The sequence below is a fragment of the Flavisolibacter tropicus genome, from assembly GCF_001644645.1.
Lineage (GTDB): Bacteria > Bacteroidota > Bacteroidia > Chitinophagales > Chitinophagaceae > Flavisolibacter > Flavisolibacter tropicus.
Map to the genome: position 1 here is coordinate 5,737,549 of NZ_CP011390.1, position 13,818 is coordinate 5,751,366.

At 39.3% G+C, this 13,818-nt stretch carries 17 protein-coding genes; 7 read left to right on the forward strand and 10 right to left on the reverse strand.

Annotated features, from left to right (window positions below; translation table 11 throughout):
* Positions 1-11 precede the first annotated feature (11 nt).
* Complete coding sequence (locus tag SY85_RS24365; RefSeq protein ID WP_066408864.1) at positions 12-833, reverse strand: tetratricopeptide repeat protein; 822 nt, start codon at positions 831-833, stop codon at positions 12-14.
* A 937-nt stretch (positions 834-1,770) separates the two neighbouring features.
* Here SY85_RS24365 and SY85_RS25220 point away from each other — a divergent pair.
* Genes SY85_RS25220 through SY85_RS24380 form a run of 3 tightly spaced genes read left to right on the forward strand, consistent with a single transcriptional unit; the run spans position 1,771 to position 6,026 of the window.
* On the forward strand, positions 1,771-3,756 hold the full coding sequence (locus tag SY85_RS25220) for a tetratricopeptide repeat protein (RefSeq protein WP_082886681.1): 1,986 nt from the start codon (positions 1,771-1,773) through the stop codon (positions 3,754-3,756).
* A 49-nt stretch (positions 3,757-3,805) separates the two neighbouring features.
* A complete protein-coding gene (locus tag SY85_RS24375) occupies positions 3,806-4,135 on the forward strand; it encodes a nucleotide pyrophosphohydrolase (RefSeq protein ID WP_066408866.1) in 330 nt (109 codons plus the stop codon).
* A gap of 22 nt (positions 4,136-4,157) precedes the next feature.
* Complete coding sequence (locus SY85_RS24380; protein ID WP_066408868.1) at positions 4,158-6,026, forward strand: DUF2075 domain-containing protein; 1,869 nt, start codon at positions 4,158-4,160, stop codon at positions 6,024-6,026.
* 165 nt (positions 6,027-6,191) lie between these two features.
* Here the strand turns inward: SY85_RS24380 and SY85_RS24385 are convergent, their stop codons facing one another.
* Genes SY85_RS24385 through SY85_RS24395 form a run of 3 tightly spaced genes read right to left on the reverse strand, consistent with a single transcriptional unit; the run spans position 6,192 to position 7,953 of the window.
* Positions 6,192-6,971 carry an ImmA/IrrE family metallo-endopeptidase gene (locus SY85_RS24385; RefSeq protein ID WP_066408871.1) on the reverse strand — a complete coding sequence of 260 codons (780 nt, stop codon included), beginning with the start codon at positions 6,969-6,971 and terminating at the stop codon, positions 6,192-6,194.
* Positions 6,952-7,353 carry a hypothetical protein gene (locus tag SY85_RS24390; protein ID WP_066408874.1) on the reverse strand — a complete coding sequence of 134 codons (402 nt, stop codon included), beginning with the start codon at positions 7,351-7,353 and terminating at the stop codon, positions 6,952-6,954. The genes SY85_RS24385 and SY85_RS24390 overlap by 20 nt, the downstream gene beginning before the upstream one ends.
* A gap of 3 nt (positions 7,354-7,356) precedes the next feature.
* Complete coding sequence (locus SY85_RS24395) at positions 7,357-7,953, reverse strand: hypothetical protein (protein WP_066408880.1); 597 nt, start codon at positions 7,951-7,953, stop codon at positions 7,357-7,359.
* Positions 7,954-8,143: 190 nt separating this feature from the next.
* Here SY85_RS24395 and SY85_RS24400 point away from each other — a divergent pair, with 190 nt between their 5' ends.
* From SY85_RS24400 to SY85_RS24415, 4 genes are read left to right on the forward strand one after another with little or no spacing between them, the layout of a single operon-like run.
* The gene (locus SY85_RS24400; RefSeq protein WP_066408881.1) at positions 8,144-8,374 is read left to right on the forward strand and encodes a DUF2188 domain-containing protein; all 231 of its coding nucleotides are present in this window, start codon (positions 8,144-8,146) and stop codon (positions 8,372-8,374) included.
* Positions 8,375-8,403: 29 nt separating this feature from the next.
* Positions 8,404-9,222 (forward strand): SMODS-associated NUDIX domain-containing protein, encoded by an 819-nt coding sequence (locus tag SY85_RS24405; protein ID WP_066408883.1) that lies wholly within the window; start codon positions 8,404-8,406, stop codon positions 9,220-9,222.
* Position 9,223: 1 nt separating this feature from the next.
* Complete coding sequence (locus SY85_RS24410) at positions 9,224-10,354, forward strand: nucleotidyltransferase domain-containing protein (protein ID WP_066408885.1); 1,131 nt, start codon at positions 9,224-9,226, stop codon at positions 10,352-10,354.
* A gap of 35 nt (positions 10,355-10,389) precedes the next feature.
* Positions 10,390-10,785, forward strand: a complete 396-nt coding sequence (locus tag SY85_RS24415) for a type II CBASS E2 protein (RefSeq protein ID WP_148661286.1) — start codon at positions 10,390-10,392, stop codon at positions 10,783-10,785.
* A gap of 252 nt (positions 10,786-11,037) precedes the next feature.
* Here the strand turns inward: SY85_RS24415 and SY85_RS24420 are convergent, their stop codons facing one another.
* The 6 genes from SY85_RS24420 to SY85_RS24445 all read right to left on the reverse strand — a co-directional run bounded on the left by SY85_RS24420 (position 11,038) and on the right by SY85_RS24445 (position 13,779).
* Positions 11,038-11,304, reverse strand: a complete 267-nt coding sequence (locus tag SY85_RS24420; protein WP_066408891.1) for an HIRAN domain-containing protein — start codon at positions 11,302-11,304, stop codon at positions 11,038-11,040.
* A 43-nt stretch (positions 11,305-11,347) separates the two neighbouring features.
* Complete coding sequence (locus SY85_RS24425) at positions 11,348-12,031, reverse strand: recombinase family protein (protein WP_066408894.1); 684 nt, start codon at positions 12,029-12,031, stop codon at positions 11,348-11,350.
* Between the two features lie 94 nt (positions 12,032-12,125).
* A complete protein-coding gene (locus SY85_RS24430; protein WP_066408896.1) occupies positions 12,126-12,341 on the reverse strand; it encodes a hypothetical protein in 216 nt (71 codons plus the stop codon).
* A 132-nt stretch (positions 12,342-12,473) separates the two neighbouring features.
* The gene (locus SY85_RS24435; protein WP_066408898.1) at positions 12,474-12,824 is read right to left on the reverse strand and encodes a hypothetical protein; all 351 of its coding nucleotides are present in this window, start codon (positions 12,822-12,824) and stop codon (positions 12,474-12,476) included.
* Between the two features lie 56 nt (positions 12,825-12,880).
* A complete protein-coding gene (locus tag SY85_RS24440) occupies positions 12,881-13,522 on the reverse strand; it encodes a hypothetical protein (RefSeq protein WP_066408899.1) in 642 nt (213 codons plus the stop codon).
* Positions 13,522-13,779 carry a helix-turn-helix domain-containing protein gene (locus SY85_RS24445; RefSeq protein ID WP_148661287.1) on the reverse strand — a complete coding sequence of 86 codons (258 nt, stop codon included), beginning with the start codon at positions 13,777-13,779 and terminating at the stop codon, positions 13,522-13,524. Before SY85_RS24445 ends, SY85_RS24440 begins: the two co-directional genes overlap by 1 nt.
* Positions 13,780-13,818 lie beyond the last annotated feature (39 nt).

The following is a 13,818-nucleotide window of genomic DNA, read 5'->3' on the forward strand; positions in this document are numbered from 1 at the left end:
ACCGGTTTTGGTTATTTACAAATTAGAGAAGCTACCATATCTACCTGCATATCTTTTTGGCCAAAGGAAGTAGCCTTCTTTAAGTCGGCACATAATAGTTTTTTTTCGTCTGCGGTCATTTTGCTGCGTAGCTCTTGAACATTCGTTGTATGGTATTTATCCTGTAGCATTTTCAAACGGGCATTGCTACGAATGGTATACATTTCATAGTCGGTTTTGCCCATTTGCACCGCCTTGTCGTATTGGGTAAAAGCATCATTATATTTTTTCTCATTAAAATAGATGTCTCCCTTTTGTACAATAAAATCTGCGTTATCGGGTTGCATGTTTATTGCCTTTTCTATATAGTAATGAGCACTATCGGGTTTATTTAATTGATGCGATTGTACGGAGGCCATTAATGCATAGTTAGATGCCCGTGTTTTTGTATCCTGGTTTTTTTCAGTGAGACTCATCATTTGTGCAAATGTTTTGCTGGCTTCTTCGTGTTGCTTCAATCCGTTTTGAGCAATGGCTTTTTGGAATAGCCCCATTAGGCTTTTTCCTTTGGTTACTTTTAGCGCCTTCTCACTTTCAGTAATTGCTTCCTGATACTTCTTTAGACCGTTAAAGGCCTCTGCTTTACCAACAGCCCAGGCTTCTTTAGCATCTTTAGTGTTGCATGACTTTTCCATTTGTGAAAAGGTTTGTAACGCTTCATCATATTTCTTGTCCTTCAACTGATTTATGCCTGCCTGATTCTTTTCTTTACAGTTTTTGCCCATGGTAAAGGTTTGTGAGAAGGCTTGGCTGTAGATAGATAGACAAATGATAAACAGAATAGTGCTTTTCATGATCCCTTTTTTAGAATTAGCTACAAGTCATCAATAAGAAGCTCAACAATGTGTTTATACAGAAACAGTATTTAGTTAAATAACTAATTGGTTACGTGTATTAGTTATAAAAGGATTTGGAGTTGATCTATTTACAAATTGTAATCAAGGGAAGATCGATGTACATAAGGTGCAGTCTCGTTTACACAGAGAGGGAGTAAGCGAATAGAGAACTTTATTTTCTTAATACGTTAACGAATAGGTTCTACTGATAAGATGAAAAACAGACAATAACAATTGACTCTCTAAATTAAATATTTGCCAAGAATCCCTAAAATAAACCCGGACAATTTATCCAAGCTTTTCTGTAGGAGTAGCGGTAATACTAGTTTAAATCTTTTAGTACATCTGGATAGTTGACAGATGACAGTTAACAGATGATAGTGGAGCGCTGGCAACGGTCATCTGTCAATTATCCATTGCATATGTGCTGGATTAGTAAAATAGGTATGACAAATTAGGAGGGCGGACTTTTTTTAGTTCGTTTCTTAAGTCCCAATTGCCAGTGATAATAGAGAAGTTTTCAAAAGTATTTATGGTGCGTATAATGAGCGGTAAGTACTAAAAACAAAAAAGCCTTAAGTGAAACTTAAGGCTTTTTTCTGTGATCCCGCTGGGACTTGAACTATTTTGAGAAACACCCTGTAAAATCAATGTTTTCACCAATTTTCTATCCTTTCGGTGAAGAAATAGTGAATTTGCTTCACTTTGCCACATTATGGATCGGCAAATCATTTAAACTAAGCTAAAGATAAGTTTTTAGCGCATACCTATATATATAATATATATAAGTGTGGCTATTTGGGCTGAATTGTGGGCAATTAAGTAATCCTACTTGCGAAAGTGACCTATTTTTGAGGCCAATCTTTAAGTGTTAACGCAATTGTAGAATCCGCAAATGACCATTTATCATAAAATAGAGGACTTTCTTGCTGAACTTTTTCCTGGGATAGAGTCTACCGGTGATCTTGATGTTCTCAAAGATCAATTAAAACGGTATTATACCTATGGGGCTTATGAGCCCAAAGTATCTATAGAAGGCGATTTAGTACGAATAGACATCGACACGCCAACCATTCTTAACCAGGATGCCGACTACCGCAAAGTTGTATCCCTTTGCGATAGTGGAAAGTTCAGCGATGCTAAAAAGCTATTAAAACCATTAATTGATAAAAACCCTTCCAATTCAGAATACCATCGGATCTACGGGCAAATACTCTCTGAAGAAGGCAATCAAGAAGAGGCCATCAATTACCTTATTGATGCCTTACGCTGGAATCCTAAGAACGGTTATGCCTTATTGATGATGGGAAATATTTTTGCCCGATACAAAGAAGATCTACATACAGCCAGGAAATACTACGACCAAGCGTTGAAGGTTAATCCAACAGATCATATTACTATTAATAATATAGGCGGAAACTTAATCCGACTGGGAAAACTAGAGGAAGGGGTGGAATACTTAGAGAAAGCCTATGCTATCGAACCTACTTACCCTAATACCTCCCTTGGGATTGCGCTTGCCTACGAACAGCTTGGTTACCCTCTGATGGCCTTTGATTTTGCCATTAATTGTATGAAGTATGCTGGAAAGGATGAAAGGCTTTATCAAGTGGCTTATTCTACAGCGGGCAAACTAGCGCAACAATATATGGCTTCTGGTAGTGGAAAAAGGGTTTTCGATGAATACAAGGGCTTTTTAGAGGGGAAATATAAAAAGGAGATTAGAGTTGAAGAGGATTCTTCATTGCCTACAGCTGCCAAACTAGAATTTGCTGAAAAATATAACAGAGATTACCATCTTATTAAATACAAACCGCAATATGATGCCGTTGAACACTTAATGATGCATGAATTAGTTCATTTGGAATTTGCCAGTGAAGCTAGAGCTGAGAGTGCCAACATGCTATTTATTTCTGGTGCGGAAAAAAGAGTGCAATTCCTAAGGGATCATTCGAATGATCGCAGAAAACTACAAAAAGAAGGCATCCCAGAAGCTTCAGTTGCAAATTACTTTGAAGCCTTATACGATGGTATTAACCTTCAAGTTTACAATACCCCAATAGATCTGTTTATTGAAGACTATCTTTTTGAAAATTACAAGGAGTTACGTCCATATCAGTTTATCTCCTTACTACAGTTAATAAATGAAGGTAAAGTAGCAGTAACCGATAAAAGGGCAGTAAGCCTTGCACCTCGCAACATTCTTACCGCTTCTAAGGTATTAAACTTACTTAATGCTATTCTATTTAAAGACCTGTATGCTGTTGATTTGGTGAAGCAACACAACCCATTGCCATATGAACAAAAGGAGGCAGAACGGATGTGGGCTGAGTTTGTTGAATACCGAAAAGATCGCAAGCCAGGAGAAGAATATGAGATTATTCAGCACTGGGGCGAAGACTTAAAACTTGAGAAGTATTTTGAACTAGTAGACGAAGAAGACTTTTACAATAGGCCACAAACCATTGATGAAGTACTTAATTCAGCTATAGAAGATCCGTTTGGAACTGATATTGATAAGAACTTTAAGGACAAGCAGACAAAGAAGTTCTTGAATAATCAAGAGGCTATCGGCACCAACATGGCTGTAGTTATGTTTATGGTTGACGCACTACAGTTTTTCAAGGGAATGTCAAAGGATAAAATAAAACAACTCGCCTTTGAAATAGCAATGATTGGCACTGGTGGTATTAACCCTGCACCTGGTAACACCTATCATGTCCGCTCTATTCCTGGTAAAGAGTTTTCAGGTTACCATCTACTAGCTTATTACTATGTTAGCTGGAAACTGGCTGTTCCAGAAATGCTGGCAGATTTACGCCTGCCCTTTGATGAGGAATACAAACTAGCAGAAATGATGCATGGGGGTGGCACAAAGTAACCAGTCTTCATGACTATTATATCATGATAAAATTTAAAACCGAACCTCTGTGAATGATATTGAAGAAATAAGCAATGCCCTCTTAAACTTTAGGAACGAAAGGGATTGGAAGCAATTTCACAATCCAAAAGACTTGGCAATAGCTATCAGTATTGAAGCCGGTGAGCTGCTTGAAGCTTTTCTTTGGAAACCAGCTGAAGATGCGAAAAAGGACAAGATAGAGGAAGAACTGGCCGACATATTCTCCTTTGCCTTTCTACTAGCACATGAGAAAGGGCTTAATGTTAAACAAATCATTTTGAACAAAATTGAGCGGAATCGAGAGAAGTATCCAGTAGAAAAAGCAAAGGGCACAGCCAAAAAATACAACGAATTATAGCTTACATTACCAATCCTACCTGATGATAGTATACCAAAACACAAAAGAAGACTTTAGCAATGACATTCTCACAAATGAGATAGACAGGATCATTGCAACCCAGATTAAACAAAAGACCGGGAAAGAAGTTGCTCCAAATGAATTAAAAGCCTTTAAAAACTCCCTTGGTTTTATGGATAAGGTGCTCCAGGATCGAGCAATTCCGGATGATTGCGGTATTTCTATAGAATACCATATACCTCAGACATCCAAACGAGTTGACTTGATTATTACGGGCTCAGATGGGCAAAAGGATAATGTGATTATCATTGAATTAAAGCAATGGTCTGAAGCCCGGCTAACCGAAAGGGATGGAATTGTGGAGACTCGCTTTCAAGGGGGCTACAGCCATACCAGCCATCCTTCTTACCAGGCTTGGTCTTATGCTGCACTATTGCAATCCTTCAATGCAACAGTAGAAGAAGAAAATATTGGCCTACATCCCTGTGCTTATTTGCATAACTATGAATATGATGATGTTATCACGAATGAACATTATAGCTATTACATTGAGAAAGCGCCGGTTTTTCTAAGACCTGACGCTCTTAAGTTGAGGGAGTTCATTAAGAGGTTTATGAAGTATGGTGATAAATCGAACATCATGCTGCGTATTGAAAGTGGACGTATTAGGCCTACAAAGAGCCTTGCTGATAGCTTAAAGTCCATGATCAAGGGCAATCAGGAGTTTATCATGATTGACGACCAAAAAGTGGTGTACGAAGCAGCTCTTGAGTTAGCTAAATACTCCCATGAAAAGAATAAGAACGTACTAATTGTAGAGGGTGGGCCTGGTACAGGTAAATCTGTAGTGGCTATAAATCTATTAGTTGAGCTTAACAGGCGCGGTAAGTTTGCTCAATACGTAACTAAAACCAGCGCACCCAGGGAAGTATATTTTGACAAGTTGCAGGGGGCGAAAAAGATGGTTGAGCTTAAAAATTTATTTGTTGGATCTGGAACATTTATTAAAACTCCGCAAAATACTATTTCAACGCTGATTGTTGACGAAGCTCACCGCCTAACGAAGCAAACTGGTTTTTTGAAAATGGGCGATAACCAGATTAAAGAAATCATCAATTCTGCACTTTTCACAGTATTCTTTATTGATGAAGACCAACGGGTTCACATCGATGACTATGGCGAGATCAAAGTTATAGAGCGGTTTGCTGCTGATGCTGGAGCAAAGGTCCATAAGATGAGCCTGTCTTCTCAATTCCGGTGTAATGGATCAGATGGCTATCTGGCCTGGTTAGACGATGTGCTGCAGATAAGGGAAACGGCTAATGAGACCCTACAGTCGGCCAATTACAAATATGATTTCAAGGTCATTGACAATCCGGCTGAATTGCGTGATTTAATCTTTGAAAAGAATAAAATTAATAATAAAGCTAGGCTGGTAGCTGGCTACTGTTGGGATTGGAATAGTGATAAGCGGCCATCTGAATATGATATTAAGTTTTCAGAGTATGACTTTAAAATGCGTTGGAATTTAAAATCTTACGGTTCCACGTGGATTATTGATCCCAGCTCAGTGAATGAAATAGGTTGTATTCATACTTGCCAAGGTTTGGAGGTGGATTATGTTGGCGTAATAATAGGGGAAGATCTCATTGTTAGAAATGGGGAGGTGTTGGTTGATCCATCTAAACGTTCAAGAATGGATAAATCAATTAATGGGTATAAGAAGTTGATGAAAGAGAAGCCCGAAGAAACTAAAACCCTGCTTAGAACTATTATTAGAAATACATATCGAACACTAATGACCAGGGGGGCAAAAGGATGCTATATATATTGTGTTGATGCAGAGACTAGGGAGTATTTTAGAAAAAGGTTATCAATACCTCCTTTATAATAATTCTATCTCAATCTTCTTTTATTTTTTTGTAGCATCAAGCCTTGTTTATAAAAGCCAGGTTAGATGCTACAAAAAGAGAAATATAGTATAAAGCAAAAGTTCAGTGTTGTTAAAGTATAAAGTACTTCTAATATGCTACAAGTGCTATTTTTTTAAGCCAAGCTATTTAGTCCATAAGCAGGAAATCAATCCATTATCTGAAACCTGAAAACACTGCTCGTAAAATTTGAGGTTGTTATTATAACGTAGCCTACTGTCTTCTGGGAACCACTCAATGGCATCAATTAATTCAGGTTTCTCCTCTAGACCTTTGCCATTAAAGAAATCACCGGCAACCGTCCAAACTGGCACTTTTGATCTAAGTGGCAGGTATTGAAGTGGAAAATCTTTAGATGATTGTTTCCATTTTATTATTCCATCTTCAATAAAGATGACCATCAACGGGTAATCTCCAAGTTCTTTATATTTTAGAAAAGCTGCGGTCATGGATACCTGGAAGTAAGCAGCAACCTCTTGAATCAAGTCTAGGCTTAATTTTTTCTTTCGAACCTTCTGGGTAAATATACCTGTTGGCATAAGAAGTTCGGCTGCAAATGCATTTGCTTCTAGCTCTTGGGGGCCATTCTTAAACCAATCTGATAAAGTTTGTTGAGTATCAGAATATAATGGTTGCACATTACGATGCATTACATAATGGCCGATTTCGTGAGCTAAAACAAAGTTTTTCTTGCCCTCATTTGTAATATTCTCGTTAACTGTAATAATAGCAGAGTTCCCGCTGATTAGAATGCGCCCCTCCGATCCTTCCAATTTTGTATAACGTAGATGGGCACCTAAAGCAGATGCTATTTCATCTAAGGTTAGATCCCCAGGTTGTGTCCAGCCTAATTGATCATGAACATGCCATGCAGCCTTAATAGGGTTATTTGTTGCCGCTGGCATCAATACGGTTTTTTAATAGTTCTAAAAACTGAAGTAATTCCTCGTCTTCTGTGATAGATTGCTGATCTTGATCACCCAACTCTTCAAATTTTCTAAATAAAGGTACCAGTGCAACCCTCTCTTGCGGCAGAAATAACTTTTTCAATTCTTCAATGCCCTTCTGTTTCAACAATGCAAGTTCATGTATAGCGTTTTGAAACCTAACCTGATTAGCTTTGGCTTTAGCCTTTGCGGTAAGTTGCTTTATTTTCGACAGGTGTTTATTTATAGTTGGGTCAGGCTTTTCGTTCAGCTCGGCTAAAACATCCTCGTCAGGCTTCAGCAGGTTGATTTCCATTTGTAAGCCATAGAAATTATGGATTATTTGATTTGCTTTTGCCATTGGTTATGCTCCTTTTGTTTGAAAGTTCCGTACCCTGCGGAAGAACTTTTCCCTTAGTTTACTTAATTGTTTTACAGTAATATCTAGTAGGCTTGCGATGTCTCTAGCTTTGTACCCCTCTTTCACGCCTTCCCAAAACATGACCAACTCCGCATCGTCTTGGATAGCTGCTTCGATCAGTTGGACTTGCCGATTGCATTCTTCTTGAACTTCTTCTGTATCATCTTCGTCAGTATTGTCATAAAAGGAGGTTTCCAGATCATCTCTGTATTCTACTCGAACAGTATCTTCTGGTAGCCCTTTATAGCGTTTAACCTCTTTACTGATATAACTATCAATAATTAATATCATTTGTTCTGCAAGGGTGTGTGATTCCTTCCATTCCCACTCCCCAGAAAGGATTTTGGTATAACCAATACTTAGATAGTGGTCTATAGCATCTGCACCCAGATTTGTAGAATGGTGAGCTCCGAAACTTGTTTTTTGGCGCAGCCGCAACCGGATATGCTCCTTTGCTTTACCCAAAGCTACAGCCCAATCTCTATCCTGGAGCGTGCCAATCCTTTGGTGATTCTGATTATAATATTGCCCTTCCTCCATAAATTATTAACCCTTAAAAAAATTTTTTACCCCAGATGGGGATTTTTTTTCTAAAGCTGGTTATATATAGTATAGAAGGGTGCAGGAACCTTTGGTAGGCCAGTTTAGTAAAGATATTGCTATGTGCCACAATTTTCCAAAACATCCTTTCCATATTATTAATCAGTAACCTGTAAAACAAAAATTACAAATGGCTAAACAACAACATGTAGTAAAACATCAGGATGGATGGGCGGTAAAAGGAGCCGGTAACCAAAAAGCTACCAAAGTCGCTCCGACGCAGAAAGAAGCTATAGAGATCGCCAAACAAATTGCACAGAATCAGAAAGGAGAAGTAGTTATTCACGGTAAGGATGGCCGGATAAGGGATTCAGATAGCTATGGCAATGATCCTAACCCTCCTGTGGACAAAAAACATTAATAAGGCACTAAAACATTTGAAAGGAACTAATGAAACGAAAGACAATAAGTGAAATAATTGTAGTGGCCATCAGCTTTAGCTTGGCCCAATGGGTGGTTGGGCCAAATCTTCAGCCTGAATTAAACGGTTTAGCTATTGGTGTTGCGATAGCATTACTGATCGAATGGATCTTCCATTTGTACGATCAGCGCGGGTTTATCAGACTCTATTTAAAATGCCTGCTATCCAAGAGAAGCTTAAGGTTGTCCATTGCCTACCTGTACAAAATTGAAGTGAGGGGTAAATACCTGTTGGTGAAAAGTAACAGAATCCAGGGAGCCTACCAACCGGTTGGTGGTGTTTACAAGTACTTCAATCCAGAAGGGAAAAAGCAACTGGAATCAATAGGGGCAATCCCAGACAATAATATCGAAAATGATGATGCTAGCGAACATGACTTACGGTTAAAGCTGCGAAACAGGAGGAATCTTAAGGATTTCATTCAATGGTTTTTCAGTAGAGAACACCGGGAACTAGATCCATGGCGAGAGTTCTATGAAGAACTTGTTGAACCAGGCCTGCTACCACAAGCTTTGTTTCCATACATACACTATGAACTGGTGGGGCAGAGCTATGAGCAAATTCATTACGACGAGCATTTTAAGACCGATACGTTTAAATATTTTGACATCTACAAGCCCAAAACCCTAAATCGCAGGCAAGAAGATGCACTGGAGCAATTATATATGAATCCTCCTGATGGAGCCATCTGGGTTACTGAAGAGGAAATAAAGCGAGAAATAGCCAGTGATGGGAAGCGCATTGCTCCCCACACTTATCACATATTCGAAACCAGAAAACTAGACTAATATGTTACTTATAGAAGAAAAAAGAACTCAAATCGACGATCTGCTGGATAAAATGGCGGAAAACCTACAGTTGGATGCTACTCGGCAACAACGGATGAAACAACATTATGAAGCGGTTAAAGATTGGATTGAAGCAGACCCCGTCTTTTTTGGCCCTTACAAATACGATGTATATCCTCATGGATCGGTGCGTATACTTACTACAGTGAAACCTGTGGAAAGAGAGGAGTTCGACCTGGATATTGCAATTCACTTAAAACCGGGGATGGGTAGCCATTCCCCAGCCCGTATATACGCTGAAGTGAAAAGGCGTCTAGAGGCTCACGAAACGTACAAGGGTATGTTAGAGCCCAAAAACAGGTGTCTTCGCTTGAACTACTCTGGTGATTTTCACATGGACATCTTACCGGGTGTACAGGAAAGTGAATGGGATGAAAACAAACTTAAAGTTCCGGACCATGATCTAGGGCGTTGGGTCAGCAGCAACCCCAGGGGCTATGCCGATTGGTTTTTGGCTAAAGCAAACTTGGTAAAAATGAGCTTGTTAGAAAAAGCACTCCGCGCCGAAAATCTTCCTGCTGATAACTTCGACCAAAAGAAGCCACTACAACGTGCAGTACAGCTTATAAAAAGGTATCGTGACCTTTACTTTCAGGAACGCTTCAGTGATCATAAAACATCCAGTATTGTTTTAACTACTCTTGCTGGCATGTATTATACGGGAGAGGAAAGTATTTTTGACACGGTCGACAACATTGTTTCAACGATTGGCAGAGAAACTGCTGTGGCCGAGAAGAGAATAAAAGTGTTCAACCCTGTGAACCCTCAGGAGGATTTTACAGATAAATGGGAGGATGACCCACGGTACTATATAGGGTTTAAGGCCTTTTGCAAACACCTACAAAGTGAATGGCAGGAACTGAAAAAGCATCATGGCATTCCGGATGAAAGTAGAATATTGAAAGGCCTATTTGGAGAATCTGTTGTAACAAAGGCGTACCAATCACAAGCTAGCCATTTGGAAGAATTAAGAGGCGGTGGCAAACTTGGAATTAACCGTACCACTGGTATTTTGAGTGCCGCTGGAAGTATGGCGTCTACAGTAAAACCAAACACTTTTTTTGGCGCATGAGTAGTTATGGATTTAAACCTCGGCAAAAAACCATTATGGAACAAGTGGCAGCCATTAAGAGTAAGTTTAAAGGCTTCTCTGTATCTGCCGGGAGATATAAGTTAAAAGCAAAAGGCATTCTGCAGCCTACAGCCAGGAGTGCTCAATATACAGTTGAAGTTATTTACCATTTAAACGGTGCTCCAGAAGTTTCGGTTCTTGATCCGGTACTTCAGGAATCCGCTAATGGTGAGGCTATCCCCCATATATATCCTGGTAAGAAGCTTTGTTTGTATAGACCAAAATACGGTGAATTTAAATCTAGCGACCTACTTGCTGACACGATATTACCCTGGGCTTCTTTATGGCTTTACCATTATGAAAATTGGCATGCAACAGGGGAGTGGATGGGAGGTGGTGAGCATCCAAATTCTAAATCTAACTCAAATTAAATAGGTTAGTATGAATAGGTTCTTGTTTATAAACGGAAATCCAAATTTGCCTTGGTGGTTTATCTTTTTAAGAGCAGAAGATATTGCTTTTCTGTATCAGTAATATCTTCTGCTTCTACTAATAAAACATCCAAAGAACGCCAGTTGCTTAATGGGATGTCCAAATAGTAAAACATTAAGATCAAGCTAATGTTATACAGGGATAAAATAAAAGGCTGATTAAATTTAATCAGCCTGGATGTTTGGGAGTGGTTAGCGAAAATTAATCGCCACAACAAGTCGGTTATCATAAACCTCTATTACTTCTGCGATTAACAAGCCTTGCTTCAGCTTCTTAAAGACCTTTTCATTTGCTTTGCCTTCTTTTGCGATGTATCCCATCTTTTCACCTTGCCTGTTGTGTACCGCTACTGCTTTTTTGTCAAAGGTGTTTTCTGGCTCTGTAATCAGGATAACAGGATCATAGATATGAGGCTTTTTGAACTTATAGTGGCGAAGGCCAAGTGTATTTACAATCATTAATTTAGTTTTAGTTAATTGAATGGAATGTGCTGTCCGGTAATCAATTCTTTTGTGGACAGGTTGTTTTACTACCTTTTTCAGGGGAGTTTTCAGCTATGATTTTATGGACACCACTCTTGGAGATGGGCTTGCCGTTATGGTTGCTATATCCTTGAACTTCTTTTGCAATAGCCCTAATCGATTTTCCTTGCTGGTGCAATTCCATTACACTGTTAATGATTTGGGTGGAATAACCTTTACGGCCCCATTTATTGCCTTTGTGGGAAAAGGTGCCGCTTTCTTTTCTTTTAATGGCCATCTTTACCCGATTAGACTTCACCTTGCTTTCATCTTCGGCTATCCAGCCGACAATCTGTAGCATGAATCCATCCATTATTTCATTCCAGGGCTCTGGCAAATTATGGATCTCATTGACCCATTGCTGGTTGTAGCTGTGAACCTTAACGCCATAATTCTTACAAAGCGTTAGAAACTCCACCAACCGCTTGCGGTTGCGGTAAAGGCGATCCAAGCTCCAAACATAAAGTGCAGTTACCTTACGGGCTTTGATGGTTTTTAATAGAATATCAAACTGTGGCCGTAAAACATTCTCCTTCCAGGCGGATTGCTGTTCTTCTAAAAGAAGGTGATCAGCTGGAGGGTTTAATACTTGAATATCTCGAAGTTGCAATTCAGGGGTTTGCAACTCCGTTGATGTGCGGATATAGATAATAGCCTTTTTCATAAATAAAATGTGTAATTAAAAAGAAATAGGGTAGGATTAAAAGGAGAAAAGCTGCCTGGCGATTGAGGCTTACGATTTTTCAAGTGTTGCCAGGCTAGCTTTTCAAGGTGCTGGAAAAGTAGCGAACATCTTCAACGGTACCACCGAGCAGCCGCAGCACTTTACCCGCTAGGTAAAGCCCACCTACCAGGATGGCTGCACCCAGTACAATGCGCACCGGTTTCGTATCAAACAGATCTTCAATATCATAATCAAAGTTGAATTGAGGCTTGTTCCTGGGTGGCTTGCTTTCGGAATTGGTATAGTGCATAGATAGATCCTCCAATTAGTAGCGTAATCACTACTGGTATTAAAATGGGTTGAAAGGCTGCTAGCTTATTTGGGGTAGCAGCCGGTAATAAATCTGGGTTCAGGGGTTGAATAGAAACTGTGGTATAATCAATCATCTCCTTACGATTTTAAACTGCTCTTTTTCGCAAGGCACTATGATATAGCAATATGTAGCATGGTAACGATTTCCGTTATATGTATCGATGTGGGTACTTACTCCAAAATCGAAACCCTTGCCTAGTAAATACTGTTTATGGAAGATCGCTTCTTTCTTTCCTTTCATGAGCTCACTAAGGATGTTGTAATTAACGTGCAAAGGCCGGTTAATAGACGATTTTTCCAATCGTAGTTGGCTAGCCCTGTTATTATGGTATTTAATTCGGTTGGAAGCGGAAGAAAACCGTTGGTTTCTACGTTTTGCCAGGAACTTTTCACCTGTTAATAAATCGGTTTGCTGCATCATGTTTTTGTTTTAAAAGTAGAAAGCGTAAAAACGAACTATAAACAATTATTTGCCACTTACATAGCTATTGGATCAATACAATTTAATAGGCATTCATCCGTATTAAGTTGCTTTACTATGGGCGGTTTTGTGAGAAAATGGGAGGATCTGCCAAAGGATCGTTGTTTTTGGGTGCCATACAGCTCTTTTACCAATAGATACTTTTTAAATCCCTCTACATTATTGCATAATTCTATCTCGTATCCCTGGCTTCGTTTTTTCTGCATCATTTCACGAAACTCCTTTCCCTCAATTCGTTCAATGGCCATCATAAGATGAATGTGCTTTTTAAATTTTTCATCACCTACATCCCTGGTCCATACGTAGCCTAAGATGATCATATTCTTCCGCCGCAGCTTTTTTTTGAAATCGGAAATAAAGGCTCCGATGCTGGGATAGCTATCTTCATAAACTACAATGAGCATTATCGAAATATTTTTGGTAGTAAAAGGTTTTTGATATATATCCCGAAATAGCTCTAGCGCGGTTTTTTTTCTTTTCTTATTGTAAGCTAGATCTGTGGTAATTGAAAGCTCCCCAGTAATAGTATTTTGAAATACTATAAACTTCCTGGCTTCCTTAGGTAATAGTCCTGAGTTATCGGTTACATTAGAGGGTTCCGCAATAGGGCGGAAACCCTTAAAAATCCAGTCTTGCATTACTTGCGATTTTTCTCCAGGAATTTGGTGATGGAATCACGGTGGATAAACTTGCGCTTACCGATGGTAACGACGTCAAGTTCCCCGCTGTTTAGTAGGGCAGCGATTTGAGTATCGCCATAGTCTAGGAACCGCATAAGGATTTTCTTTGGAACCCAGTCTGGTGATACCGAAGATGTTTCTTGCTGGAGGAGTTGATTTTTGAGGTCAGCTATTTCAGTGAATAGCTTCGAGATAAGGTCTAATACTTGTTGCATAGCATAAAAGTTATGCATGCAAATTGGCTCTTAGTGTTG

Excerpts from the sequence above, each read along its gene's own strand:
- SY85_RS24365 (WP_066408864.1), bottom strand. The coding sequence starts at position 833 with ATGAAAAGCACTATTCTGTTTATCATTTGTCTATCTATCTACAGCCAA.
- SY85_RS25220 (WP_082886681.1), top strand. The coding sequence starts at position 1,771 with ATGACCATTTATCATAAAATAGAGGACTTTCTTGCTGAACTTTTTCCT.
- SY85_RS24380 (WP_066408868.1), top strand. The coding sequence starts at position 4,158 with ATGATAGTATACCAAAACACAAAAGAAGACTTTAGCAATGACATTCTC.
- SY85_RS24385 (WP_066408871.1), bottom strand. The coding sequence starts at position 6,971 with ATGCCAGCGGCAACAAATAACCCTATTAAGGCTGCATGGCATGTTCAT.
- SY85_RS24390 (WP_066408874.1), bottom strand. The coding sequence starts at position 7,353 with ATGGCAAAAGCAAATCAAATAATCCATAATTTCTATGGCTTACAAATG.
- SY85_RS24395 (WP_066408880.1), bottom strand. The coding sequence starts at position 7,953 with ATGGAGGAAGGGCAATATTATAATCAGAATCACCAAAGGATTGGCACG.
- SY85_RS24400 (WP_066408881.1), top strand. The coding sequence starts at position 8,144 with ATGGCTAAACAACAACATGTAGTAAAACATCAGGATGGATGGGCGGTA.
- SY85_RS24405 (WP_066408883.1), top strand. The coding sequence starts at position 8,404 with ATGAAACGAAAGACAATAAGTGAAATAATTGTAGTGGCCATCAGCTTT.
- SY85_RS24410 (WP_066408885.1), top strand. The coding sequence starts at position 9,224 with ATGTTACTTATAGAAGAAAAAAGAACTCAAATCGACGATCTGCTGGAT.
- SY85_RS24415 (WP_148661286.1), top strand. The coding sequence starts at position 10,390 with ATGGAACAAGTGGCAGCCATTAAGAGTAAGTTTAAAGGCTTCTCTGTA.
- SY85_RS24420 (WP_066408891.1), bottom strand. The coding sequence starts at position 11,304 with ATGATTGTAAATACACTTGGCCTTCGCCACTATAAGTTCAAAAAGCCT.
- SY85_RS24425 (WP_066408894.1), bottom strand. The coding sequence starts at position 12,031 with ATGAAAAAGGCTATTATCTATATCCGCACATCAACGGAGTTGCAAACC.
- SY85_RS24430 (WP_066408896.1), bottom strand. The coding sequence starts at position 12,341 with ATGCACTATACCAATTCCGAAAGCAAGCCACCCAGGAACAAGCCTCAA.
- SY85_RS24435 (WP_066408898.1), bottom strand. The coding sequence starts at position 12,824 with ATGATGCAGCAAACCGATTTATTAACAGGTGAAAAGTTCCTGGCAAAA.
- SY85_RS24440 (WP_066408899.1), bottom strand. The coding sequence starts at position 13,522 with ATGCAAGACTGGATTTTTAAGGGTTTCCGCCCTATTGCGGAACCCTCT.
- SY85_RS24445 (WP_148661287.1), bottom strand. The coding sequence starts at position 13,779 with ATGCAACAAGTATTAGACCTTATCTCGAAGCTATTCACTGAAATAGCT.